This window comes from Pantoea dispersa (genome assembly GCF_035783935.1).
GTDB classification, from domain to species: Bacteria; Pseudomonadota; Gammaproteobacteria; order Enterobacterales; family Enterobacteriaceae; genus Pantoea; species Pantoea dispersa_C.
Window position 1 is genome coordinate 1 of the sequence record NZ_JALKOV010000002.1, and the last position, 18,682, is coordinate 18,682.

Below are 18,682 nucleotides of genomic sequence, written 5' to 3' on the forward strand. Positions count from 1 at the left end.
CCGGGGATGAATCTACGAAGCAGGCTTTATGCCCAGGGGGCGCCCCCATCTCACCAGCAACTTCCCGATGATCAGTCGGGGATCATCATACCCGGAGGAGAATGATCGGGATATAAGGGGCGCCATTTATGGCGACCAAAAAAAGCAGGGAGAAATTCCACAAACCCGCCGCGGCACATGGTATCACCCGGCCGGCGGATTTTCCCCCACCGAGCCGCGCACCACCATCCAGCTGTCAAACGCGGGTAAAGCGCCGGCGGATTGCTGGCGGATGTGGCAAATCAACCGGCGCGCAGCTTCGCGGCCCATTTCATACACCGGCTGGGCGACCACGGTCAGCGGCGGTGACATCAGCTCGGTCCAGGGAAAATCGTCGTACATCACGAAAGAGATATCTTCGGGTACGCGCAGGCCGCGTTTGGCCAGACCGCGCAGGATGCCCATCGCAATCAGGTTATCTGAGGCAATCAGCGCGCTGGGCGGCTCGGCGAGCGCCAGGAGTTCAGTCAGGATCTGCTCAATGATGGCTTCGCTGAGTGCATTAAGCCTTATCAGCGCCGGGTCCAGTTCCTTGCCCGCGGCCCGGTAAGCGTCAATCATCCCGCTGACACGTTGCGCCACCGGCGTGGGACCGAGCGTGACTGCCGGCGAATACGGTGCAGCGCTGCGCATGCTGGAGAGATAAGCAATACGCTGATGCCCGGCGGCCAGTAACAGCTCCGTCGCCTGTTTGGCCACTGCAACAAAGTTCGCCTGGATGGTCTCCACCGCCATCCCCTGCACAGCCCGGTCGAACATCATTAATGAACGCCCTTCTGCCAGCACCTGGCGCAGATGTTCGTTATCCTCAAACAATGAACTGCACGGCGCGACGATGATGCCATCGACGCGTTTATCCAGCATCACGCGCACCGCTTCCCGTTCCTCGTCCAGCGTTTCATCGCTGTTACTCAGCAGCAGGTGAAAGCCCGCCTGACGCGCAACATCCGCCATACCGCGCAGCGCGAGGCCAAAGTGCGGGTTTTCAATGTCGCCGACAATCACTCCGATGGTATTGGAACGGCCGGTGTTCATGCTGCGCGCCAGCTCGTTTGGCCGGTAACCCAGCGCTTCAGCCGCCTGATTCACCCGCGTCTGCACGTCTTCACTGACGGAACCATATCCGCCCAGCGCGCGTGCCGCCTGAGCTTTGGAAACATTGGCGGCGCGGGCGACGTCGGCGACGGTCGGACCGCGGGAACGAGCATTTTCATTGGTCATAATTATTTCGAATCACAAGTTGATAACAACATAATTGACGCTGCTGAAAGCGTGTGCTTAATATCAGTATATCCAAATGAGACCGGTCTCACAACCAGAGCCGGTTTCATTTTACCCCGCGTTGAGACCGGTCTCAATAACAATAAACCGGCTTGGCGAACTCTGAAGTTTCACCTGCACAGACGGAAGAGCCTTATGACATCGCACAAACGTTTTCATCACCTGACCGCCGCCCTGTTCGGCACGGCTATGCTGGTTTCCGCCAGCTGGAGCGCCCACGCCGCCAGCGACAGTAATCCCTGGGGGTTGATCGAGCCCGGTCATCTGCGCGTTGCCAGCCTTGGCGACGCGAAGCCTTACACCTTCACCGACAAGAGCGGCAACTTCACCGGCTTTGACGTCGAATTCTTCAAAAATGTGGCGCATCGCATGGGCATCGATCAGGTGGATTTTATCGGTCAGGACTTCTCCGCCATTCTGCCGGCGGTGGCAAATGGCCAGTATGATGCCGGCGTCGCCGCCATTGGCATTACGCCGCTGCGCGAAAAAACCGTCGACTTCTCCACCGGCTATCTCGCGGGCTATCTGACGGTGCTGACGCGCAGCGATTCCGGGGTGAAAAACGTTGCAACCCTGGCGCATAAACGGCTGGGAGTGATTCAGGGCACGCTGCAGGAGAACTACGCGCTGCAGCATTTTAAACAGACCGATCTGGTACGTTTTCCCGATAACAACGCAGCGGTGTCCGCGCTGAATAACGGCACGCTCAATGCCATGTTCCTCGACTACGAAGCCGCCAAAGATTATGCCACCCGCTTTAAGCTGGTCACGGCGGCGAACATCCCTTCCTTTGACGCGCCTGCGGGTGTCGCCATCGCCAAAGGCAAGCCGGAGTTCAAAGCGGCGCTGGATAAAGCTATCAAAGCGGCGATGCAGGATGGCACCTGGAAACAGCTGTACGAGAAATGGTTCCCGGGTTCGCCAATGCCGCAACAGTATCTGCCCGGCGGCCAATAACCCTGCGCATCGCTATGCGTGAGACTGCATCCGGTGACGGCGCGTGTCCGTCACCCGCAACCGAGAATCGGCTATGGATCTGATCACTATTCTTTCCCGTACGTTTTTTGATATTCCCTCGATGATGGACGTGCTGCCACAGCTGCTGGCAACCGGACTGGTGAACACCATCATTATCTCCGTGGCGGCCACCGTGCTGGGCACGTTATTCGGCCTGATACTGGCGCTGATGGGCATCTCGCCCTCGCGCTGGCTGCGCGTGCCCGCGCGGCTGTATACCGATCTGTTTCGCGGCTTGCCTTCCATCCTCACCATTCTGTTGATTGGTCAGGGCCTGGCGCGTTTCAGCTATCAGCTGTTTGGCCCTACCCCATATCCGCTCGGCATTTTTGCCCTGAGCCTGATTACCAGCGCTTACATGGGCGAGATCTTCCGCGCCGGCATTCAGAGCGTCGAACAGGGGCAGATGGAAGCCTGCCGGGCGCTGGGGATGAGCTATGGCCGGGCGATGCGCCTGGTGATCATCCCGCAGGGCATCCGCCGCGTGTTGCCCGCGATAGTCAATCAGTTCATCGCCATCATCAAAGACTCGTCGCTGGTTTATCTGCTGGGTCTGATGACCGGCCAGCGTGAACTGTTCCGCGTCGGTCAGGATGCCGCCGTGCTGAGCGGCAACCTGTCACCGCTGATGCTGGCCGGACTGTTCTATCTGGTGATCACCGTGCCACTCACCCACGCGGTGAACTATATCGATGTCCGCTACCGTACCGGACGTCGCCGCGCCACCGCGCCACAAAGCGGTCTGAAGGAGCTCGACGAAGTGCAGCAAAAGCGCAACGTAGTTCCAGCGGTCTCCCTTACCAGTGAGCGAGGACATTAATATGGCTATGTCAGCTGCGTTTCATGGTGCCAGCCTCGAGCTGCGCAATCTGACCCTGGCGTACGGCCCGATTGAGGTGCTGCGCAATGTGTCGCTGAGCATCGAACCGGGCACCACAACCTGCATTATCGGTCCATCGGGATCGGGGAAATCCACCTTACTGCGCGGTATCAATCGCCTGCATGAGCCGAAGAACGGCGATGTCTTACTGGCCGGGCGTTCTGTTCTGAATGACAAGCCCGATGCGCTGCGGCTGCGGATTGGCATGGTGTTTCAGCATTTCAACCTGTTCCCCGATCACAGCGCGCTGGAAAACGTGGCGCTGGCACCGTGGAAAGTGAAAGGCCGCCCGAAAGCTGAAGCGCTGGAGATTGCCCGTCAGCGGCTGGCCGAGGTGGGCCTTGCTCAGCGAGCCGATCACCGTCCGCGCGATCTCTCCGGTGGCCAGCAGCAGCGCGTGGCAATAGCGCGCGCGCTGGCGATGGAGCCGGAAGTGATGCTGTTCGATGAAGCGACCTCGGCGCTCGATCCTGAACTGGTAAAAGGCGTACTGACGCTAATGGCCGATTTGTGCCAGCGCGGTATGACCATGGTGGTGGTTACGCACGAGATGGGATTCGCCCGGCGCGTCGCCGACCAGGTGGTGTTTATGGATGAAGGCGAGATCGTGGAAGCCGGCACGCCGGAACAAATCTTTGACCGCCCGCAGTCCGCGCGTCTGCAGCGTTTTCTGTCGGAGGTGCTGTGATGACACATCTTCAGGTTAGCGGCCCGATCCGCACGGCGCTGGTGGGGTTTGGTGTCGCCGGCAGCGTGTTTCATGCGCCGCTGATTAGCCATAACGCCGACTATCGTCTCGACGTCATCGTTACCGGCGATGCCCAACGCGTAGCGGCGGCGCAACAACGTTATCCGCAGGCGCGCGTGTTGCCGGACTGGCCTGCGCTGCTGCAGGCCATTGATGGCGGCGACATCAACATCGACCTTATCGTGCTGGCCACGCCGCCGGCGCAACACGCGGAGCAGGCTGTGCAGGCCAGCCAGCGCGCGATTCATCTGGTAGTGGATAAACCGTTTGCACCAGACGTGCAGGCGGCAGAAATGATGATCGCCGCCGCGCAGCAGGCCAATACCTTGCTCACCGTGTTTCATAACCGACGCTGGGATGGCGACTTTCTGACGTTGCAGCGCCTGGTGCAGCAGGAAGCCTTTGGCAGCGTAAGAAGTTTTGAATCGCGCTTTGAGTGGTGGCGACCACAGGGATTCGGCAACTGGCGTGACAGCGTCACGCTGGCGCAGGGCGGCGGTTTGCTGCTGGATCTCGGCAGCCATCTGATTGACCAGGCGATGCAGTTATTTGGTCCGGTAGAACACGCTACGGCGGAACTGGCGCGCCATTCCGGCCCGCAGTCGGACAGTGACGAAGACTGCTTCGTTTCACTGCTGCATCGCAACGGCGTGCGCTCGCGGCTGTGGATGAATGGCCAGGCGGCACTGAACGCGCCGCGCTTTCATCTGCTGGGCAGCAAAGGCGCTTTTACCCACTGGGGGCTCGATAACCAGGAGCCGCAGCTGGCGGCAGGCCTGTCGCCAGCAGATAGCCAGTACGGCGTCACGCCGGCAGAAAATTCTGCCCGCACGGGTTGCGTCGATGCCACCACATCCGAGCCGATTGAGCGCGGCAACTACCCCGCTTTCTATCAGCTATTAGCCAGTGCGCTGTTACAGGGCGGGCCACCGCCGGTAGAGGCGCGTGAAGCGCTCGGCGTTTTACAGCTTATCGAACAACTTCATCAGAAGCATCGCGTACGCATTGCCTGAAGGGCGACCATTGTTAACAGAAGGAATCAAAGATGTCTGACAAAACCGTGACGAAAACCGTTGTCGTGCTGGGTGGCGGCGTTCTCGGCGTTTCAACCGCCTGGCAACTGGCGCAGGCGGGCGCGCAGGTCACGCTGGTGACGGAAGCGGCGCTCTGCTCCGGCGCCACTGGCCGCTCGCTTTCCTGGCTTAACTCTGCGGGCGAACGCTCGCAGCCTTATCATGCGCTGCGCATGGCGGGCATTGACCGCTATCGCACGCTGTTTGCCCGCCATCCGCAGCTCGACTGGCTGCGTTTCGACGGCGCAATTTACTGGGCCGCAGACGATGACGCCGGCACCAAAGCGCGTCATCACTATGAAAAAGCGCAGGGCTACGACTCAAAGCTGATCAATCGCGCCACGGTCGGTGATGTCGATGCGCAGGTCAATCCGGCCAGCCTGAATCAGCTGGCGATTGCCAATCCCGGTGAAGGCTGGGTCAGCCTGCCGCATCTGGTTGAGCATCTGGTTCAGGCGTTTCGCGCGCTGGGCGGCGAAATCGTTGAAAACGCCGGTAAAGCCAGCGTGATGACAGCCAACGGTCGGGCCTGTGGTATCCGCAGTGAAAAACGCGGTGAGTTCAGGGCCGATCGGGTACTGGTGGCGTGTGGTCCGTGGACGCCAGACGTGGTGGCGCCGCTCGGCGTGCACATCCCCAACGGTTCTCCGGTCTCGATGCTGGTAACCAGCCAGCCCTGCGATCACGGTCTGCAGGTGGTAATGAATACGCCGCGCGCCGCGATCCGGCCCAATCCCGGCAGCACTGTCGCAGTCGATCATGACTGGTATGAAGAGCAGATTGTCGCGCGTGCCGATGGACAATACAGCATCGATACGGCGGTGATTAATGAGTTAATGGCCGAAGCCGGTCATCTGATCGGCGACGGCGCGCCGTTAAGCGCCGACAGCTGGAAAATTGGTCTGAAGCCGATTCCCGGCGATGGCGAACCGGTGGTCGGCGAGCTGCAGAAGGTGCCCGGCTGTTTTGTCGTCTTCACCCATTCCGGCGCCACGCTGGCGTTAATTCTTGGCGAGATACTGACGCAGGAAATACTGAGCGGCGTAAAACATCCAATGCTGGCCACCTTCCGTCCTGAACGATTCAGCTAAGCCCATTTCCGGCGCCACGATGATTGTGGCGCTGGATCATTTTCCCGTCCTATCCGTTTATTCTCTCTGCGTCTGCTCCGCGCTTTATCAGGTCCGACTTCTGTTAATTACCGGTTTCTTTTGCCATGGGCATCATCAGGGCCAGATAAAATAACTGCCCGCAGCTGAAATATGACCTTTTCGGCCACGGGAAAAGTCACATTATTCACGCAAATCACGACAATCTGAACACAGGAAACCCCTTATGCGTATCGCCATACTCGCCCTGGAAGGCAGCGTACTGTCTGCCATTGCCGGACTGACCGACCTTTTCTGGATCACCAATAAAGCGATTGCCTCTTCTCCTGTGCACGCCGCACGCTTTCCCGGCAAGGCGTTTGAAACGCTGATTGTCAGCGCCAACGGCGATCCGGTGTGGGATACGGAAGGCCGCCTGATTCACATCGACAGCTCGTTTCAGGGAGCCGGTGCGGTTGATGTGGTGATTGCGCCCGGCATGCTGCTGGGGCCTGACCTGCAACCGATCAACCTCGACAGCATCCGCCAGGCGGCCGGCTGGTTTAACAAACTCTATCAGCAGGGTTGCTGGATTGCTGCTGCCGGCACCGGTGCCGTGATCCCGGGCGAAGCGGGTCTGCTGAATGACCGTTCCTATACCACCACCTGGTGGGTCAGCCACATGCTGCAGGCGCGCTATCCGCAGGCGCGACTGGTAAAGGGTAAAACGCTGGAGGAGGACGAAGGCGTCATCACCAGCGGTGGCTGTTTTTCGTGGATATCGCTGGCCCTGTATCTGATTGAAAAAAGCGCCGGCCCGGCGATTGCCAGCCTTACCCGCGAGATGTCGCTGGCTGACAACCCGTTTCTGCACCCTTACCTTGCTGCCACGCCGGGCGCGCTGAACAGCGGCACACCGTTCCTGCTACGGGCGCAGGAGATTGTCCGTCTGGAAAATCCTGGCATTAATGCCGCTCAGCTGGCTGCCGCGCTGAACGTCACCGGGCGCACTCTGCAGCGCAGAATGAACGCCCTGTCGCAGGAAACGCCAAAAGCGTTTATTACGCGCATCCGCATCGAGCTGGCCTGCACCCTGCTGGCCAGTACCCGCCTTAGCGTGCGTGACGTCGCCGTTCAAAGTGGCTACAGCGAAGACACGGCTTTTCGCAAAGCATTTCATCAGGTGATGGCAATGACGCCGGCACAGTATCGTGAGTGGATCGCGCAACGCACTGCGCTTTTACACACTGAAAATAAAGCCTGCTGATTATGAAAGTTAATTAATTAATTCAAAATTCATGATCCTTAAAAGTTAATTTATTCATAATTTTTGAAATAACTTTTTGTGATGTGATGCCGATTAACGCTGAGTTGTTGTGTTCTTCCTTTTAAACTTTTTCCAGGTAAACAGATGATGAATATTACTCAAAGACTTACTCTGGCTTTCATTTTGCTCTCAGCTTCACTGGTGGTGACGGGTATTATTTCTGTGCGACTGCTGGGCGGTTTTCAGGACCGTTTTGAATACGTCCAGGCTAATGCAATTCCCTCTATTCGCGATTTGTCCGAGCTGATCGATCGCAGCAATAAACTCTCTCTGTCGCTGTATAAGCATCAAAGCCAGACTGACAATGCGCGCATGCCGCTGGTCGAGAAAGAGATCGCGCAGCGGCTGACCGATATCAAAACGCTGTCTGAGTATTATCTAACCAATGATATCTCCAGTGCAGAAGACAAGCAGATGACGATTAAAGGGCTGGCGACGCTGCGGCTGGTGGAATCCCGTCTGCCGGCGTTTCTCGCCGCCTCACACGCCCATCAGGATGATGTCACGCTGGGCATGCTGGAAGCGGAGAGCGGCATCGGCGGCGCCATCAGCCAGCTGAAAAACGATTATCGCCAGCAAATGGCGCTCAATCTGTCGCTGGGTGACGGGCTACGCGTGGTGAACCAGGAGATTTATCGCTATACCTTCTGGGGACTGAGCGCCGGGGTCGCGCTGACGCTGCTGTTACTGGGTACGCTCACCGCGTTAACCCTGCTGCGCATTCGTCACAGCCTGAAAGCGATCGGTCAGGTGATGGACCATGTCGGCAGCACTCTTGATCTCAGCGTCACCGCCGATGACAGTAAAAAAGACGAAGTCGGCATCATGGCGCGCGCCTTTAACCAGCTGCTTAACCGGGTTGGCAGCGCGCTGGCGCAGGTCAGTAGCGCTTCTCACGCCGTCAGTTCGGCGTCGGCACAAATCGCCGCGGGTAATGAAGATCTCTCTTCCCGAACCGAGCAGCAGGCCGCCTCGCTGGAACAGACAGCAGCCAGTATGGCGGAACTGAGCGAAACCGTACGCCAGACGGCGGACAATACCCGGCAGGCCAACCGTCTGGCCGGCAGTGCAACAGAACTTTCGGACGCCAGCGCGGTGTCGCTGGGCAATATGCTCACCACCATGGCGGAGATCCGCGCCAGCTCGAAAAAAATCACCGAAATTGTCACGCTGATCGAAGGCATTGCCTTCCAGACCAATATCCTGGCGCTTAACGCTGCCGTCGAAGCGGCACGCGCCGGTGAACACGGTAAGGGCTTTGCGGTCGTCGCGGGTGAAGTGCGCAACCTCTCACAACGTTCGACGCAGGCGGCCAGAGAGATCAAACAGCTGATCGATACCTCTTACAGTCTGGTGGAATCGGGTGCAGTACAGGCCGAAGCGGTGGAAGAGAACATGGCCGGACTGAAAACCGCGTTCCGCCAGGTGAATGATTTGGTCAGCGAAATTGCGGCGGCTGCGGAAGAGCAGAATAGCGGCATCTCACAGGTGCATCTGGCGATCAATCAGATGGATGATGTGACGCAGCAGAATGCGGCGCTGGTAGAAGAGGCTTCTGCGGCATCGGCGTCACTGCAGGATCAGGCGCAAACCCTGTCCGGCCTGGTTAATCAGTTTTCATTCCGTTCTTCAGCTGCGCCAGCAGCGCGCGCTGCCGACTCAGCGAAAACGGCCTCCGTGCTGAAACGTCCGGCTGCCGTGCCGGTGGCCGCCGGGCACGGTATGGATGCGGACTGGCAGAGCTTTTAACCCCATCCGGCCGGCCAGATGGTAAATTGCGTTATTGTTCCGGACCGCCGTGATGTTCACGGCCGGTCCGGCTTCGCCTCCGTTCACAGCAACTGGCTGAGGTGCAGCTGTCCCATCAGCAGCGGGTTATCGCTGTAGTCCACCGGGATCGCCACCACGGCCGGGCCGTCCACGTCCATCGCCCGACGCAAGGTGGGTTCCAGCTCGGCTGCGCTGTTGACCGCAAAGCCGGCGGCACCAAACGCCTGCGCGTAGGCTTTAAAATCGACCGGTCCGAAGTTCACACCGGACACGCGCTGATATTTTTTCTCTTCCTGAATCGCCACCATGTTATAGCCGTTATCGACCCAGATAATGTGCAGAATATTGGCGTTCAACCTCACCGCGGTTTCCAGCTCCATGCTTGATTGCAGGAAGCCGCCGTCACCCGACACCGACACCACCTTGCGTGACGGATCGACCAGCCAGGCACCAATCGCCCACGGCAGCGCGACGCCCATGGTTTGCTGCCCGTTGGAAATCATGATTTGCCGGGCGCGGAAGCTGTAGAGATAACGCGCGATCCAGATGTGAAAGCTGCCCATATCAACCGTCAGGCTGACGTCACTGTTGATGATGTCCTGCATCGCCCGCACGATGCGCAGCGGATGCAGAGCGAACCCATCGAGGCTGGCACCCTGCATCGCCAGCAGCTGACGCTGTTGCTGACGATCCTGCAGAATGGTGGCGGCAGCGTCGCTGAGCTGCAGCGGCGCAGTGATTTGCGCGGCGATCTTGCGCACCGTCCCGGCGATATCGCCCACCAGTTCGGCGTCGGGCTGATAGTGGTTATCGGTCTCAGCGGGCAGCACATCGATGTGCACCAGCAGCGCATTGCTGCTGTTCCACATGGCCGGTTCATACTCGACCGGACTGTAACCAATGGTGATGATCAAATCTGCCTGCTGAAGTAAGCGGTCGCCCGCCTGGTTATTAAACAGCCCAACCCGACCGGCAAAGCGGGAGAAGTGCTCCTGCCGCACCGCGCCCGCCGCCTGATAGGTGCTGGTCACCGGAATACGGCTTTTGGTTAACAATTCATGAATCGCCGCGCTGTTTTCCGGCTGGCTGGCCATCAGGCCCAGCAGGATCACCGGGTTTTTCGCCCGCGCAATCTCACGGCTTACCACCTCCACCAGCGAATCGGGCGCAGCACCCAGCGTCACCTGCCCTTTGTGCGATAACAGGCTGCCGGACACCGGCTGGTCGACAATATCCTGCGGCAGGCTGAGAAACGACGCGCCACCGCGTCCGTTTTCGGCATGGCGAAACGCGTTCGATACACACTCTGCCAGCGCCGACGCATCGGTGACTTCCACGGCAAATTTGGTCACCGGGCGAAACATCGCCACCGTGTCCATGCTTTGATGCACCTGTTTGGCACTGTCGGAGCGCTTAACCGCCCCGCCGATCGCCACCACCGGATCGCCTTCGCTGGTGGCGGTGGCCATGCCGGTCACCAGATTCGAGCAGCCGGGGCCAGACGTCACCAGCGCGACGCCGGCGTGGCCGGTCAGGCGGCCAATCGCCGCGGCCATGAACGCCGCGTTGGCCTCGTGGCGCACCGGGATCAGCTGAATGGAAGAATCCACCAGCGAATCAAACACCTTGTCGATTTTGGCACCGGGAATACCGAAAATATGGTTAACGCCCTGCGCTTCCAGTTGAGCGACGACCAGGTCGGCGCCGCTGTTCCACAGCGTGTGGGTTTTAAGCTGTTTCATGATCACCTCTGCGGTTAACTCTCGACGGAACGGATCGCGGCATCCAGATCCTGGGGATTGAGATCGGCCTGCAGGAACTCGCGATCCTGCGGTAAGTCGACCACCAGTTTGCTGATGGCACCAAACGTCAGCGTGCCCTGCTCCAGCACATAATCGAGGATATGCCCGCCGCCCTGGCGATCGTCGGTAATGAAATGTTCGTGATAGCCGGCGACGTTAATCCCCTGCATATATTGCGGCGTGCGGAATCCAATCAGTTCACCGTCGCGCTGGCGAAAATCAAAGGTGGGCTGATTGCCCAGCACTTCCGGCATAGCGCGATACGGACGGCACTGGCAGGGCACGGTGCGCGTCTGCACCGAGACAAAGCGGCCGCTGATACGCAGCGCGCAGAAATGGTTATCGGAGGTGATGATGCGATCGATCACCTGATGGACGTCATCACGCGTGGCGCTGTGACTAAAACGATGTTGATGTTCCGGTTTGAAGAAGGTCATCACCGCGAACGGCGTTTGCTGTTCAGGTCGTGCCGGACTGGCGCTGCCGTCGGCGCGCAGCTGATAAACCTGGCGATCGAATGCCACCAGTTCACCGTCCAGCTGGTTAAAGGTGCCGAGGCCAAAATCCCCCTTCTGCAACAGCTGCGCGACGGTGGTTGAGCCGTCATACACGCCGTTGAGCAATGCGCTCATCAGTGAGGTCTGATAGATAACCTTTTCTGGTGATTGCTGTCCGAGTTGGGTGACGGATTTCCTGAGCTGATCTTCGCATGAACAATCAGATACAAAGTTACACATTTGCTGCCTCACAATCAGATAGTTAAGCCGTGTTAATATCATGGTGGGCCAGATAGCTCACAGAATCCAATAGTGAAAACTGCCAACTTTGAGACGTTATTGATATGGAACTTCGCCACCTGCGCTACTTTGTTGCCGTTGCTGAAACGCAGCACTTTACCCGTGCCGCCGAAATGCTGGGCATATCGCAGCCACCGCTCAGCCAGCAAATCCAGCGGCTGGAGCACGAGATTGGCACCCCGCTGCTGAAGCGCCTGACGCGCGGCGTGGAGCTGACCGATGCGGGCCGGGCGTTTCTGCCCGATGCGATAGCGATTGTCCAGCTGGCCGATATGGCGCTGGAAAAGGCGCGCGGCGTCGCGCGCGGCATGAGCGGTCAGATGTCGCTGGGTTTCGCCAGCTCGGTCGCATTTGGCGCCCCGGTGTTTGATCTGATTCGCGCCTTCAAAACGCGCTACCCGGCGATGGAGCTGATCACGCGGGAAGAGAACATGGCGCTGCTGATGCAGGATTTGGGTGACGGTTTACTGGACGCAGCCTTTATTCGCCTGCCGTGTGAAAGCAGCAAGACGTTTAACCTGAAAGTGATTGCTACGGAAGAGATGAAAGTGGCGCTGCCGGCCAGCCATGCGCTCAGCCAGCAGCCAAGTGTTGCGCTGACCCAGCTGGCCGGAGAATCACTGATTATATTTCCGCGCGAGGTTGCGCCCAGCCTGTACGAATTAATCGTCAGTGCCTGTCTGCGCGCCGGCTTTGATGCAACGCGCTTTCAGCAGGCACCGCAGATTACCTCCTCGCTCGGCATGGTGGGCGCAGGCTGCGGGATTGCGCTGGTGCCGGCTTCACTGTGCTGCGTGAGTAATCCACAACTGGTGTTTCGTGACATTGAGAATAATACATTGTTTACCGACATTGCGTTCGCCTGGCGGCGTAATCATCCGGCCAAAACGGTGCTGCATCTGTTAAGTTTAATTGAAGGTGATTAAGTCCGGCACTAACGGAATTGGCAATATCGATTACGATAATAATCTCGCGGGATATTATTATATCGCTCATTAAAGGTCGCCGGAGAATGTTGGCAAACGGTGTATTTCAACGGCGAAATTAGTAACTGCTTCATTTTCAAGCGCTATCTGTTGTTCGCGCTACTTATTTATAGGTAGAAATAAACAATATTATCTGGCCGGCTAATGCGCGCATTGCACTGCAGTTCGATGAAATAAAGGAATCGTCGCTTACTAAAAAACTCGTTAAAGAAAATAAATATGACAGATGCCCGCGTTAAGCCTACCATGAGTGATACCCATTATTTAATGCGCGCGGAATTATCCTGCCAGCGACACTGTGTTGCGGGCTGCAGACTGCACTTTTGCTGTTGAATTTCGCACCGGAACCAGGCCGGCGCGGAGGAACTTATGCTGATGAACTTTAACGGTGACGACGATCGCCGTGCGCGAGCAATAAAAGTGCTGCGCAGCCGCGATGAAAGCCGCGACGACGTATTACAAAACTTTGTCCGGCTGACCAGTCAGGCACTGGGTATTCCAGGCAGCTTTGTCTCCGTTCTGGATGATGAACATCAGCATATCTGCGCCGCCCACAATTTTGCGCTGGAGCACTCTTCCCGCGAGGACTCGCTATGCCGCTATGCGGTGGACAGTGACGGTGCGGTGGTCATCCCTGATACTCTGCAGGACGCCCGTTTTGACCGCCATCCACTGATCATTGGTGCCCCCTACATCCGCTTTTATGCTGGCGTGCCGCTCAGACATCGTGACGGTTACGTGCTGGGCACGCTGTGCGTGACCGACGTTGCACCGCACCCGTTCAGCGCTGAGCAGGTGAAGATATTACAGCTGCTGGCCGACCTGGTGATGTCATTCCTCGAAGCGTGGCACTGCGCGGGCTTTACCGATCCGGTCACCGGACTTCCCAACCGCCAGCGTCTGATTCGCGATCTGCAGCGGCTGGCGTCACTGGGGGATCGGACGCCGCAGCGGCTGATCCTGATCGATTGCATTGATATGCCGCGCGCCTATGAACTGGCGCGTGCCATGGGCATGGGGCCGGTGGAAAGCCTGCTGAAGCACGTCACCACGTTATTACCGCAGCGGGTGCGACCCGGCGCAGATGACATTGTTTATATCGTTGCCACCGGGCGCTTTGCGATTCTGACAGTGGAAAATAGTCCGCTGAGCGCTGCATCGGTGGCGGAAAGTCTGGCAGGGATCAGCGCGGATCTGGGTGCCGGCATCTCTGTTGCCCTGACCTGCTTCACCGGCGAAGTCACCTTCACGCCAGTGGAATTGCGCGCGCAGGAAGTGCTGCGCCGGGCGGTAAGTGCGCTGCATGAAGCGATCGGCAACCGGGTGCCCGCCATGAGCTTCAGCCCGGTTGCCGATCAGCGTCGCACGCAGGACTTTTTACTGATGAACGATCTGGCTGCGGCGCTCCAGCAGGATCATGGCCTGTGGCTGGCATTCCAGCCCAAGATTTGCCTGATTAGCGGTCAGCCTGTCGGACTGGAGGCGCTGCTGCGCTGGCGGCATCCACAGCGCGGTGAACTTCCGCCCGATCTGTTTATCCCACTGGCTGAACAGACGGAGTTGCTCAGTGCGTTAACCACCTGGGTGACCGACCAGGTGATTAGCCGGCTCAAACGCCTGCGGCACAGTGCTATCCAGTTACCGGTGACCATTAACATCAGCAGTCGCGATTTCTCTCATCCCGGTTTTGCGGATGAGCTGGAAGCGAAGATGCTGCAGGCGCAGCTACCGACCTCGCTGCTGGGCATTGAATGCCTGGAAACCGAGCAGATTATTGATAGCCCCGCTGCGTTACAGGGACTGGAGATGCTGAAGCTGCGCGGTTTTGCGATCTCGCTGGATGACTTTGGCACCGGCTACAGCAACATTGGTTACCTGCGACGTATGCCGCTCGACGTGATCAAACTCGATCGTGCGCTGATCAGTGAAATCGCCTCAGATACCGCGTCGCGGATTATCGCGCGCAGCATCATTACCATGCTGAAAGAGCTGGATTACACCGTACTGGCTGAAGGCGTAGAGGATCCGGACACCGTTGCGGCGCTAACGACGTATGGCTGCGATCAGGCGCAGGGCTACTTCTACGCGCGCCCGCTGCCGGAAACCGAGCTGGATGCGTGGCTGACGCGCCAGCTCGCTGCACAAAGCTGAGTAAGTGTACGCCAGAGAGCGTCTGGAGCAGGGTCAGTGGCAATATTATGAACCTGCTAGCTTAGACTTTCACTGTGAAACAGAAATAGCCTGCTTTGTTTTAGAGAATGCGCTTCACGGCCTCGCTATAAACTTCCGCGCGTTCTCTTTTACCCACGGAAATCACGAAAACCACCACCTTCTCATCTATCACCTGATAGACAAGGCGATAACCTGAAGACCTGAGCTTTATTTTGTAACAGTCAGGCATACCGCGAAGCTTGTTCGCTTCAATCCGGGGTGCTTCAAGGACTTCAGCCAGCTTTTTTTTTAATTGTTCACGTACCGTCGAGCCCAGCTTTCGCCATTCCTTTAGTGCCCGCTCGTCAAAATCCAGAAAATAGGCCATCAAAGATCATCCAGCGTCACACGAACTGGCTTAGGATTGCGAAGCCGCTCTTTCACTATTTCGACCAGCTCAGCATCTTCGTCGCTCAGCAGTGTCTGTTTGAACGGTAAACGTTCATTTTCGGCGATATACTCCAGCATGAGACGAAGCGCTTCAGAGGGAGTCACCCCCATTTTCTCAAGCGCAGCGTAAGAACGTGCTTTGAGTTCATCATCAATACGCAGGTTGATGCTGCCCATGTCCTACACCTCTTGTAGATACAAATGTCATTACAAGTATTTCACTCCATCATGCATATATCAAGTCATGCCCAGCGGCACACACGTTCTGCGAGGTAACAATCCTCACCGCAACACGACGTCTGCCCTAAACGTAGCCCATCAGTTTCAGCATTGACTGTGCCTGGTGCATCGCTTCGGCGCGATGGGTGACGCCCAGCTTCTGATACAGATTACGGATATGGGTTTTGATGGTGGTCGCTGCGACGTCTAGCTCGCCGGCGATCTGATCGTTGCTGTAGCCGGAGTAGATCAGCCCCAGCACCTGCCACTCGCGCTGCGTCAGCGGGCTGGTGCGAATCAGCTCCGGCACATCCGGATGATTCAACAGCCGGCTGACGAAGCTCTCATCGAAATGGGCAAACTTATGCCGGTGATACTTATTGATCTCATTGAGAATGCGCCGGGCACGATGCTGATCGAGTTCGCTCAGCGTATTGAGCTGGATTAACTGGCGCAGCTGCTGCGCCATCATTTCGCCCTCAATCACGAAGTGGCTGACGAAGCCGGTGCTGCGTGCCAGCTTCAGCGCTTCGATCAGCGCCTGCTGCGCCTCTGCTTTGCGTGCGGTTTGCCAGTAGATTTGATTCAGCAGCAGCAGGTTACGGTTTAAATCACTCATCAGCCGCAGCGCATGCGCATTCTCATTCAGCTCATCGAGGATCACTTCGGCCTGGCTGAGATTGCCCAGCAGGATCTGCGCCCGCGCCACATTGCGCCACTGGCCCTGCAAAAAATGATTGTTGGCAAAGGCGGGTTTATCGGTGTGGCGCATCCAGTGACTGGCGCTCTGCGCATCGCCCGTCATCTGCCAGTAGATCAGCCGCACTTTGTCGGCGTTGGCAATCCAGTCGCTGTGCAGCACGCCGTTATTCATCAGGTTTTCCAGCCGGCTGAGATAGCTGCGCGCATTATCCAGATTGCCGCGCGCCAGCGAGCACTGAATTAATAGCCCAAGGCACTGGATTTGCTGCTGGGGCGGATAGCCTTTCAGGACTTTGATGCCCGCGCGCGCCGCCTGTTCGGCCTCATCCAGCCGGCCCCACGCCCACATCAGCTGCGCACGGATGCGCAGTAAAAACTCGTGCAGCGGGAAGTTCGCCAGGTGCTGTTCGCTCACCAGCACAAACGCTTTTTCCTGAATCTCCCAGGCAGATTGTAAAAAGCCCTGGGCAAACAGGATTTCGCTTTGCTGAATCAGGCTCCACAGCGCGTAGTGCCAGGCTTCATCGCGGCGCGCCATCTGTTCGGTTTGCCGCATCAGCGCCAGCGAGTTGGTCAGGTCGCCTTTGCAATGCATCACTTCGCCGTGCACCGAGGTGGCAACAATGCGGCTATAGCGACGCGTTTCCGGCAGCGTTTCCAGCGCCAGCCGTGCCAGCCGCTCTGCTTCGTCGGCGTTGCCGTGATTGATGGCAACCTGCGCGCGCACCGCATTGAATTCGCCCTGCAGCGCGGCGTCAATTTCGCAGTCGCAGCCTTCCTCAAAGCGCGTCAGCAGCCGGTTAACTTCGGAAAAACGATGCTGGCTCTGCATCAGCCAGGCCTGCAGCAGCACCAGCTTCGGGCTGGTCAGCAGCGTGCGCCACGGCAGCGCGTTCAGCGACTGCTCCAGCAGCGCCAGTTCGCTGCGGTTAAATAGCGTCCACGCGTGCTGCAGTAGCACGTCGCGCAGCAGATCGGTATCGCCGGACGCCAGCGCGTGATGAATCGCCTCGCCGGGAAAACCCTGCGCCATCCAGCTTTGCGCGGCCGCGCGGTGGATTGCCGGCAGCTCGCTGGCCAGCTCCCATTCGCAGCGCTGACGTAAAAAGCTGCCAAACAGCGGGTGATAGCTGAACCACTGCCCTGAATCATCCATGCGCTGAATAAACAGCCCCTGACGTTCAATTTCCTCCAGCCGCATGCGCCCGTTGTCTTCACCGGTAACGCAGGCGACCAGCGCATCATTCATCGACTGCAATAACGCGCTCTTCAGCAAAAAATGGCGCGTGGCGGCATCAACGTTATCCAGCACTTCCTCGACCAGGTAATCGGAAAGGTGGCTGGCATTGATGCCGGAGAGCCGGCGAGCGGAGTCCTGCGCTGACGCCGCGCCCTGACGGGTGGACAGGGCAATCAGCTGTAACGCGGTCGCCCAGCCTGCTACATCATCACACAGACGGCTGCTCTCATCCGGCGCGAGTGGCGCACTCAGGCGGCAGTCGAAGAACTGTTTCGCCTCCTGATGGGTGAAGGCCAGCTGCTGACTGCCCAGCTCCAGCAGCTGTTCACGCACGCGCAGATTAGCTATACCCAGCTGCGGCAGATTACGCGACAGCACCACCAGCGTCAGGTTATCCGGCTGATGGCGCAGGAAAAAACGCATCGCTTCATGCACGGCGGGATTGGTGATGTGATGATAATCATCAATGATCAGCCACAGCGGCTGCTGCCACGCGGCCAGCTCATTAAACAACTGGGCAAACAGCGCGTTGAGGTTCACGTACTGACGCTTTTGCGCCAGCGTCTCGCTGCGACTGCATGCGCCGCGGGTAGCCTGCTGCAGCGCGGCGATCAGGTAATCGGCGAAGCGCTCCGGCTGATTGTCGCCCTCGTCTAATGAATACCAGCCCAGCTCGCTTTTATCAGCCGCCCATTGCGATACCAGCGTGGTTTTGCCGTAGCCCGCCGGGCTGGCAATCAGCACCAGCCGGTAGTTCGCCGCTGCGCTGAGCTTTTGCAGCAGACGATCGCGGGTAACCGTGCTTTCAGGACGAACGGGACGACTCAGTTTAGAGGGTATCAACATGGGCGCACGCTTCTCCGTTAACGTTCAGCGCATCATTTTTTTACGCTTCGTAATTAATAGTCATACACGTTCGGAGATTCGGTTACTGAATGCAAGCGAACTGATTAGTTATGCTTTACAAAAGCGAGTGTTATCACACTCCTGCCACGCTTTCAGATTTACCTCAGCCTCTCCACCCTCCCTGTCCTCCCCGCGGAATTTTCTGCAGGAGGAGGCAGCCGCCAGGCGGCACCGTCACACTGCCTGCAACCCTCTTATTTCGACTG

General features: G+C 58.1%; 15 protein-coding genes. 9 read left to right on the forward strand and 6 right to left on the reverse strand.

Annotation, left to right across the window (positions count from 1 at the left end; all coding sequences use genetic code 11):
• Positions 1 to 183: 183 nt before the first annotated feature.
• Positions 184 to 1,260 (reverse strand): LacI family DNA-binding transcriptional regulator, encoded by a 1,077-nt coding sequence (locus MXF20_RS04865; RefSeq protein ID WP_325967967.1) that lies wholly within the window; start codon positions 1,258 to 1,260, stop codon positions 184 to 186.
• Positions 1,261 to 1,455: 195 nt separating this feature from the next.
• On the opposite strand from MXF20_RS04865, the gene MXF20_RS04870 reads away from it, so the two are divergent.
• From MXF20_RS04870 to MXF20_RS04900, 7 genes are all read left to right on the forward strand, one after another.
• A complete protein-coding gene (locus MXF20_RS04870) occupies positions 1,456 to 2,277 on the forward strand; it encodes an ABC transporter substrate-binding protein (protein ID WP_325967969.1) in 822 nt (273 codons plus the stop codon).
• A 73-nt stretch (positions 2,278 to 2,350) separates the two neighbouring features.
• A complete protein-coding gene (locus tag MXF20_RS04875; protein WP_325967970.1) occupies positions 2,351 to 3,157 on the forward strand; it encodes an amino acid ABC transporter permease in 807 nt (268 codons plus the stop codon).
• A 1-nt stretch (position 3,158) separates the two neighbouring features.
• On the forward strand, positions 3,159 to 3,905 hold the full coding sequence (locus MXF20_RS04880) for an amino acid ABC transporter ATP-binding protein (protein ID WP_325967971.1): 747 nt from the start codon (positions 3,159 to 3,161) through the stop codon (positions 3,903 to 3,905).
• On the forward strand, positions 3,905 to 4,978 hold the full coding sequence (locus tag MXF20_RS04885; protein WP_325967972.1) for a Gfo/Idh/MocA family oxidoreductase: 1,074 nt from the start codon (positions 3,905 to 3,907) through the stop codon (positions 4,976 to 4,978). The genes MXF20_RS04880 and MXF20_RS04885 overlap by 1 nt, the downstream gene beginning before the upstream one ends.
• A gap of 32 nt (positions 4,979 to 5,010) precedes the next feature.
• Complete coding sequence (locus tag MXF20_RS04890) at positions 5,011 to 6,129, forward strand: FAD-binding oxidoreductase (RefSeq protein ID WP_325967973.1); 1,119 nt, start codon at positions 5,011 to 5,013, stop codon at positions 6,127 to 6,129.
• A gap of 244 nt (positions 6,130 to 6,373) precedes the next feature.
• The gene (locus MXF20_RS04895) at positions 6,374 to 7,393 is read left to right on the forward strand and encodes a GlxA family transcriptional regulator (RefSeq protein WP_325967974.1); all 1,020 of its coding nucleotides are present in this window, start codon (positions 6,374 to 6,376) and stop codon (positions 7,391 to 7,393) included.
• A gap of 147 nt (positions 7,394 to 7,540) precedes the next feature.
• Entirely contained in the window at positions 7,541 to 9,202 is a 1,662-nt protein-coding gene (locus MXF20_RS04900; protein ID WP_325968455.1) for a methyl-accepting chemotaxis protein, read from the forward strand.
• Between the two features lie 83 nt (positions 9,203 to 9,285).
• On the opposite strand, the gene alsS is transcribed toward MXF20_RS04900, so the two are convergent.
• Positions 9,286 to 10,965, reverse strand: a complete 1,680-nt coding sequence (gene alsS, locus MXF20_RS04905; protein WP_325967976.1) for an acetolactate synthase AlsS — start codon at positions 10,963 to 10,965, stop codon at positions 9,286 to 9,288.
• 14 nt (positions 10,966 to 10,979) lie between these two features.
• Positions 10,980 to 11,762, reverse strand: coding sequence for an acetolactate decarboxylase (gene budA / locus MXF20_RS04910; RefSeq protein ID WP_325967977.1), 783 nt, complete (start codon positions 11,760 to 11,762; stop codon positions 10,980 to 10,982).
• Between the two features lie 104 nt (positions 11,763 to 11,866).
• Here budA and MXF20_RS04915 point away from each other — a divergent pair, with 104 nt between their 5' ends.
• Positions 11,867 to 12,748 (forward strand): LysR family transcriptional regulator, encoded by an 882-nt coding sequence (locus MXF20_RS04915; protein WP_325967978.1) that lies wholly within the window; start codon positions 11,867 to 11,869, stop codon positions 12,746 to 12,748.
• Between the two features lie 429 nt (positions 12,749 to 13,177).
• Positions 13,178 to 14,959 (forward strand): putative bifunctional diguanylate cyclase/phosphodiesterase, encoded by a 1,782-nt coding sequence (locus tag MXF20_RS04920; RefSeq protein ID WP_325967979.1) that lies wholly within the window; start codon positions 13,178 to 13,180, stop codon positions 14,957 to 14,959.
• A gap of 100 nt (positions 14,960 to 15,059) precedes the next feature.
• Here the strand turns inward: MXF20_RS04920 and relE are convergent, their stop codons facing one another.
• The 3 genes from relE to malT all read right to left on the reverse strand — a co-directional run bounded on the left by relE (position 15,060) and on the right by malT (position 18,416).
• Positions 15,060 to 15,347, reverse strand: a complete 288-nt coding sequence (gene relE / locus MXF20_RS04925; RefSeq protein WP_325967981.1) for a type II toxin-antitoxin system mRNA interferase RelE — start codon at positions 15,345 to 15,347, stop codon at positions 15,060 to 15,062.
• Positions 15,347 to 15,586 (reverse strand): type II toxin-antitoxin system antitoxin RelB, encoded by a 240-nt coding sequence (gene relB / locus MXF20_RS04930; RefSeq protein ID WP_058759167.1) that lies wholly within the window; start codon positions 15,584 to 15,586, stop codon positions 15,347 to 15,349. Before relB ends, relE begins: the two co-directional genes overlap by 1 nt.
• Positions 15,587 to 15,713: 127 nt before the next feature.
• A complete protein-coding gene (malT, locus tag MXF20_RS04935; RefSeq protein ID WP_325967982.1) occupies positions 15,714 to 18,416 on the reverse strand; it encodes an HTH-type transcriptional regulator MalT in 2,703 nt (900 codons plus the stop codon).
• Between the last annotated feature and the right edge of the window lie 266 nt (positions 18,417 to 18,682).

Coding starts and splice junctions, on each gene's coding strand:
- MXF20_RS04920 (WP_325967979.1), top strand. CDS start 13,178: ATGCTGATGAACTTTAACGGTGACGACGATCGCCGTGCGCGAGCAATA.
- MXF20_RS04865 (WP_325967967.1), bottom strand. CDS start 1,260: ATGACCAATGAAAATGCTCGTTCCCGCGGTCCGACCGTCGCCGACGTC.
- MXF20_RS04895 (WP_325967974.1), top strand. CDS start 6,374: ATGCGTATCGCCATACTCGCCCTGGAAGGCAGCGTACTGTCTGCCATT.
- relB (WP_058759167.1), bottom strand. CDS start 15,586: ATGGGCAGCATCAACCTGCGTATTGATGATGAACTCAAAGCACGTTCT.
- MXF20_RS04875 (WP_325967970.1), top strand. CDS start 2,351: ATGGATCTGATCACTATTCTTTCCCGTACGTTTTTTGATATTCCCTCG.
- MXF20_RS04885 (WP_325967972.1), top strand. CDS start 3,905: ATGACACATCTTCAGGTTAGCGGCCCGATCCGCACGGCGCTGGTGGGG.
- budA (WP_325967977.1), bottom strand. CDS start 11,762: ATGTGTAACTTTGTATCTGATTGTTCATGCGAAGATCAGCTCAGGAAA.
- alsS (WP_325967976.1), bottom strand. CDS start 10,965: ATGAAACAGCTTAAAACCCACACGCTGTGGAACAGCGGCGCCGACCTG.
- MXF20_RS04915 (WP_325967978.1), top strand. CDS start 11,867: ATGGAACTTCGCCACCTGCGCTACTTTGTTGCCGTTGCTGAAACGCAG.
- MXF20_RS04880 (WP_325967971.1), top strand. CDS start 3,159: ATGGCTATGTCAGCTGCGTTTCATGGTGCCAGCCTCGAGCTGCGCAAT.
- MXF20_RS04890 (WP_325967973.1), top strand. CDS start 5,011: ATGTCTGACAAAACCGTGACGAAAACCGTTGTCGTGCTGGGTGGCGGC.
- relE (WP_325967981.1), bottom strand. CDS start 15,347: ATGGCCTATTTTCTGGATTTTGACGAGCGGGCACTAAAGGAATGGCGA.
- malT (WP_325967982.1), bottom strand. CDS start 18,416: ATGTTGATACCCTCTAAACTGAGTCGTCCCGTTCGTCCTGAAAGCACG.
- MXF20_RS04900 (WP_325968455.1), top strand. CDS start 7,541: ATGAATATTACTCAAAGACTTACTCTGGCTTTCATTTTGCTCTCAGCT.
- MXF20_RS04870 (WP_325967969.1), top strand. CDS start 1,456: ATGACATCGCACAAACGTTTTCATCACCTGACCGCCGCCCTGTTCGGC.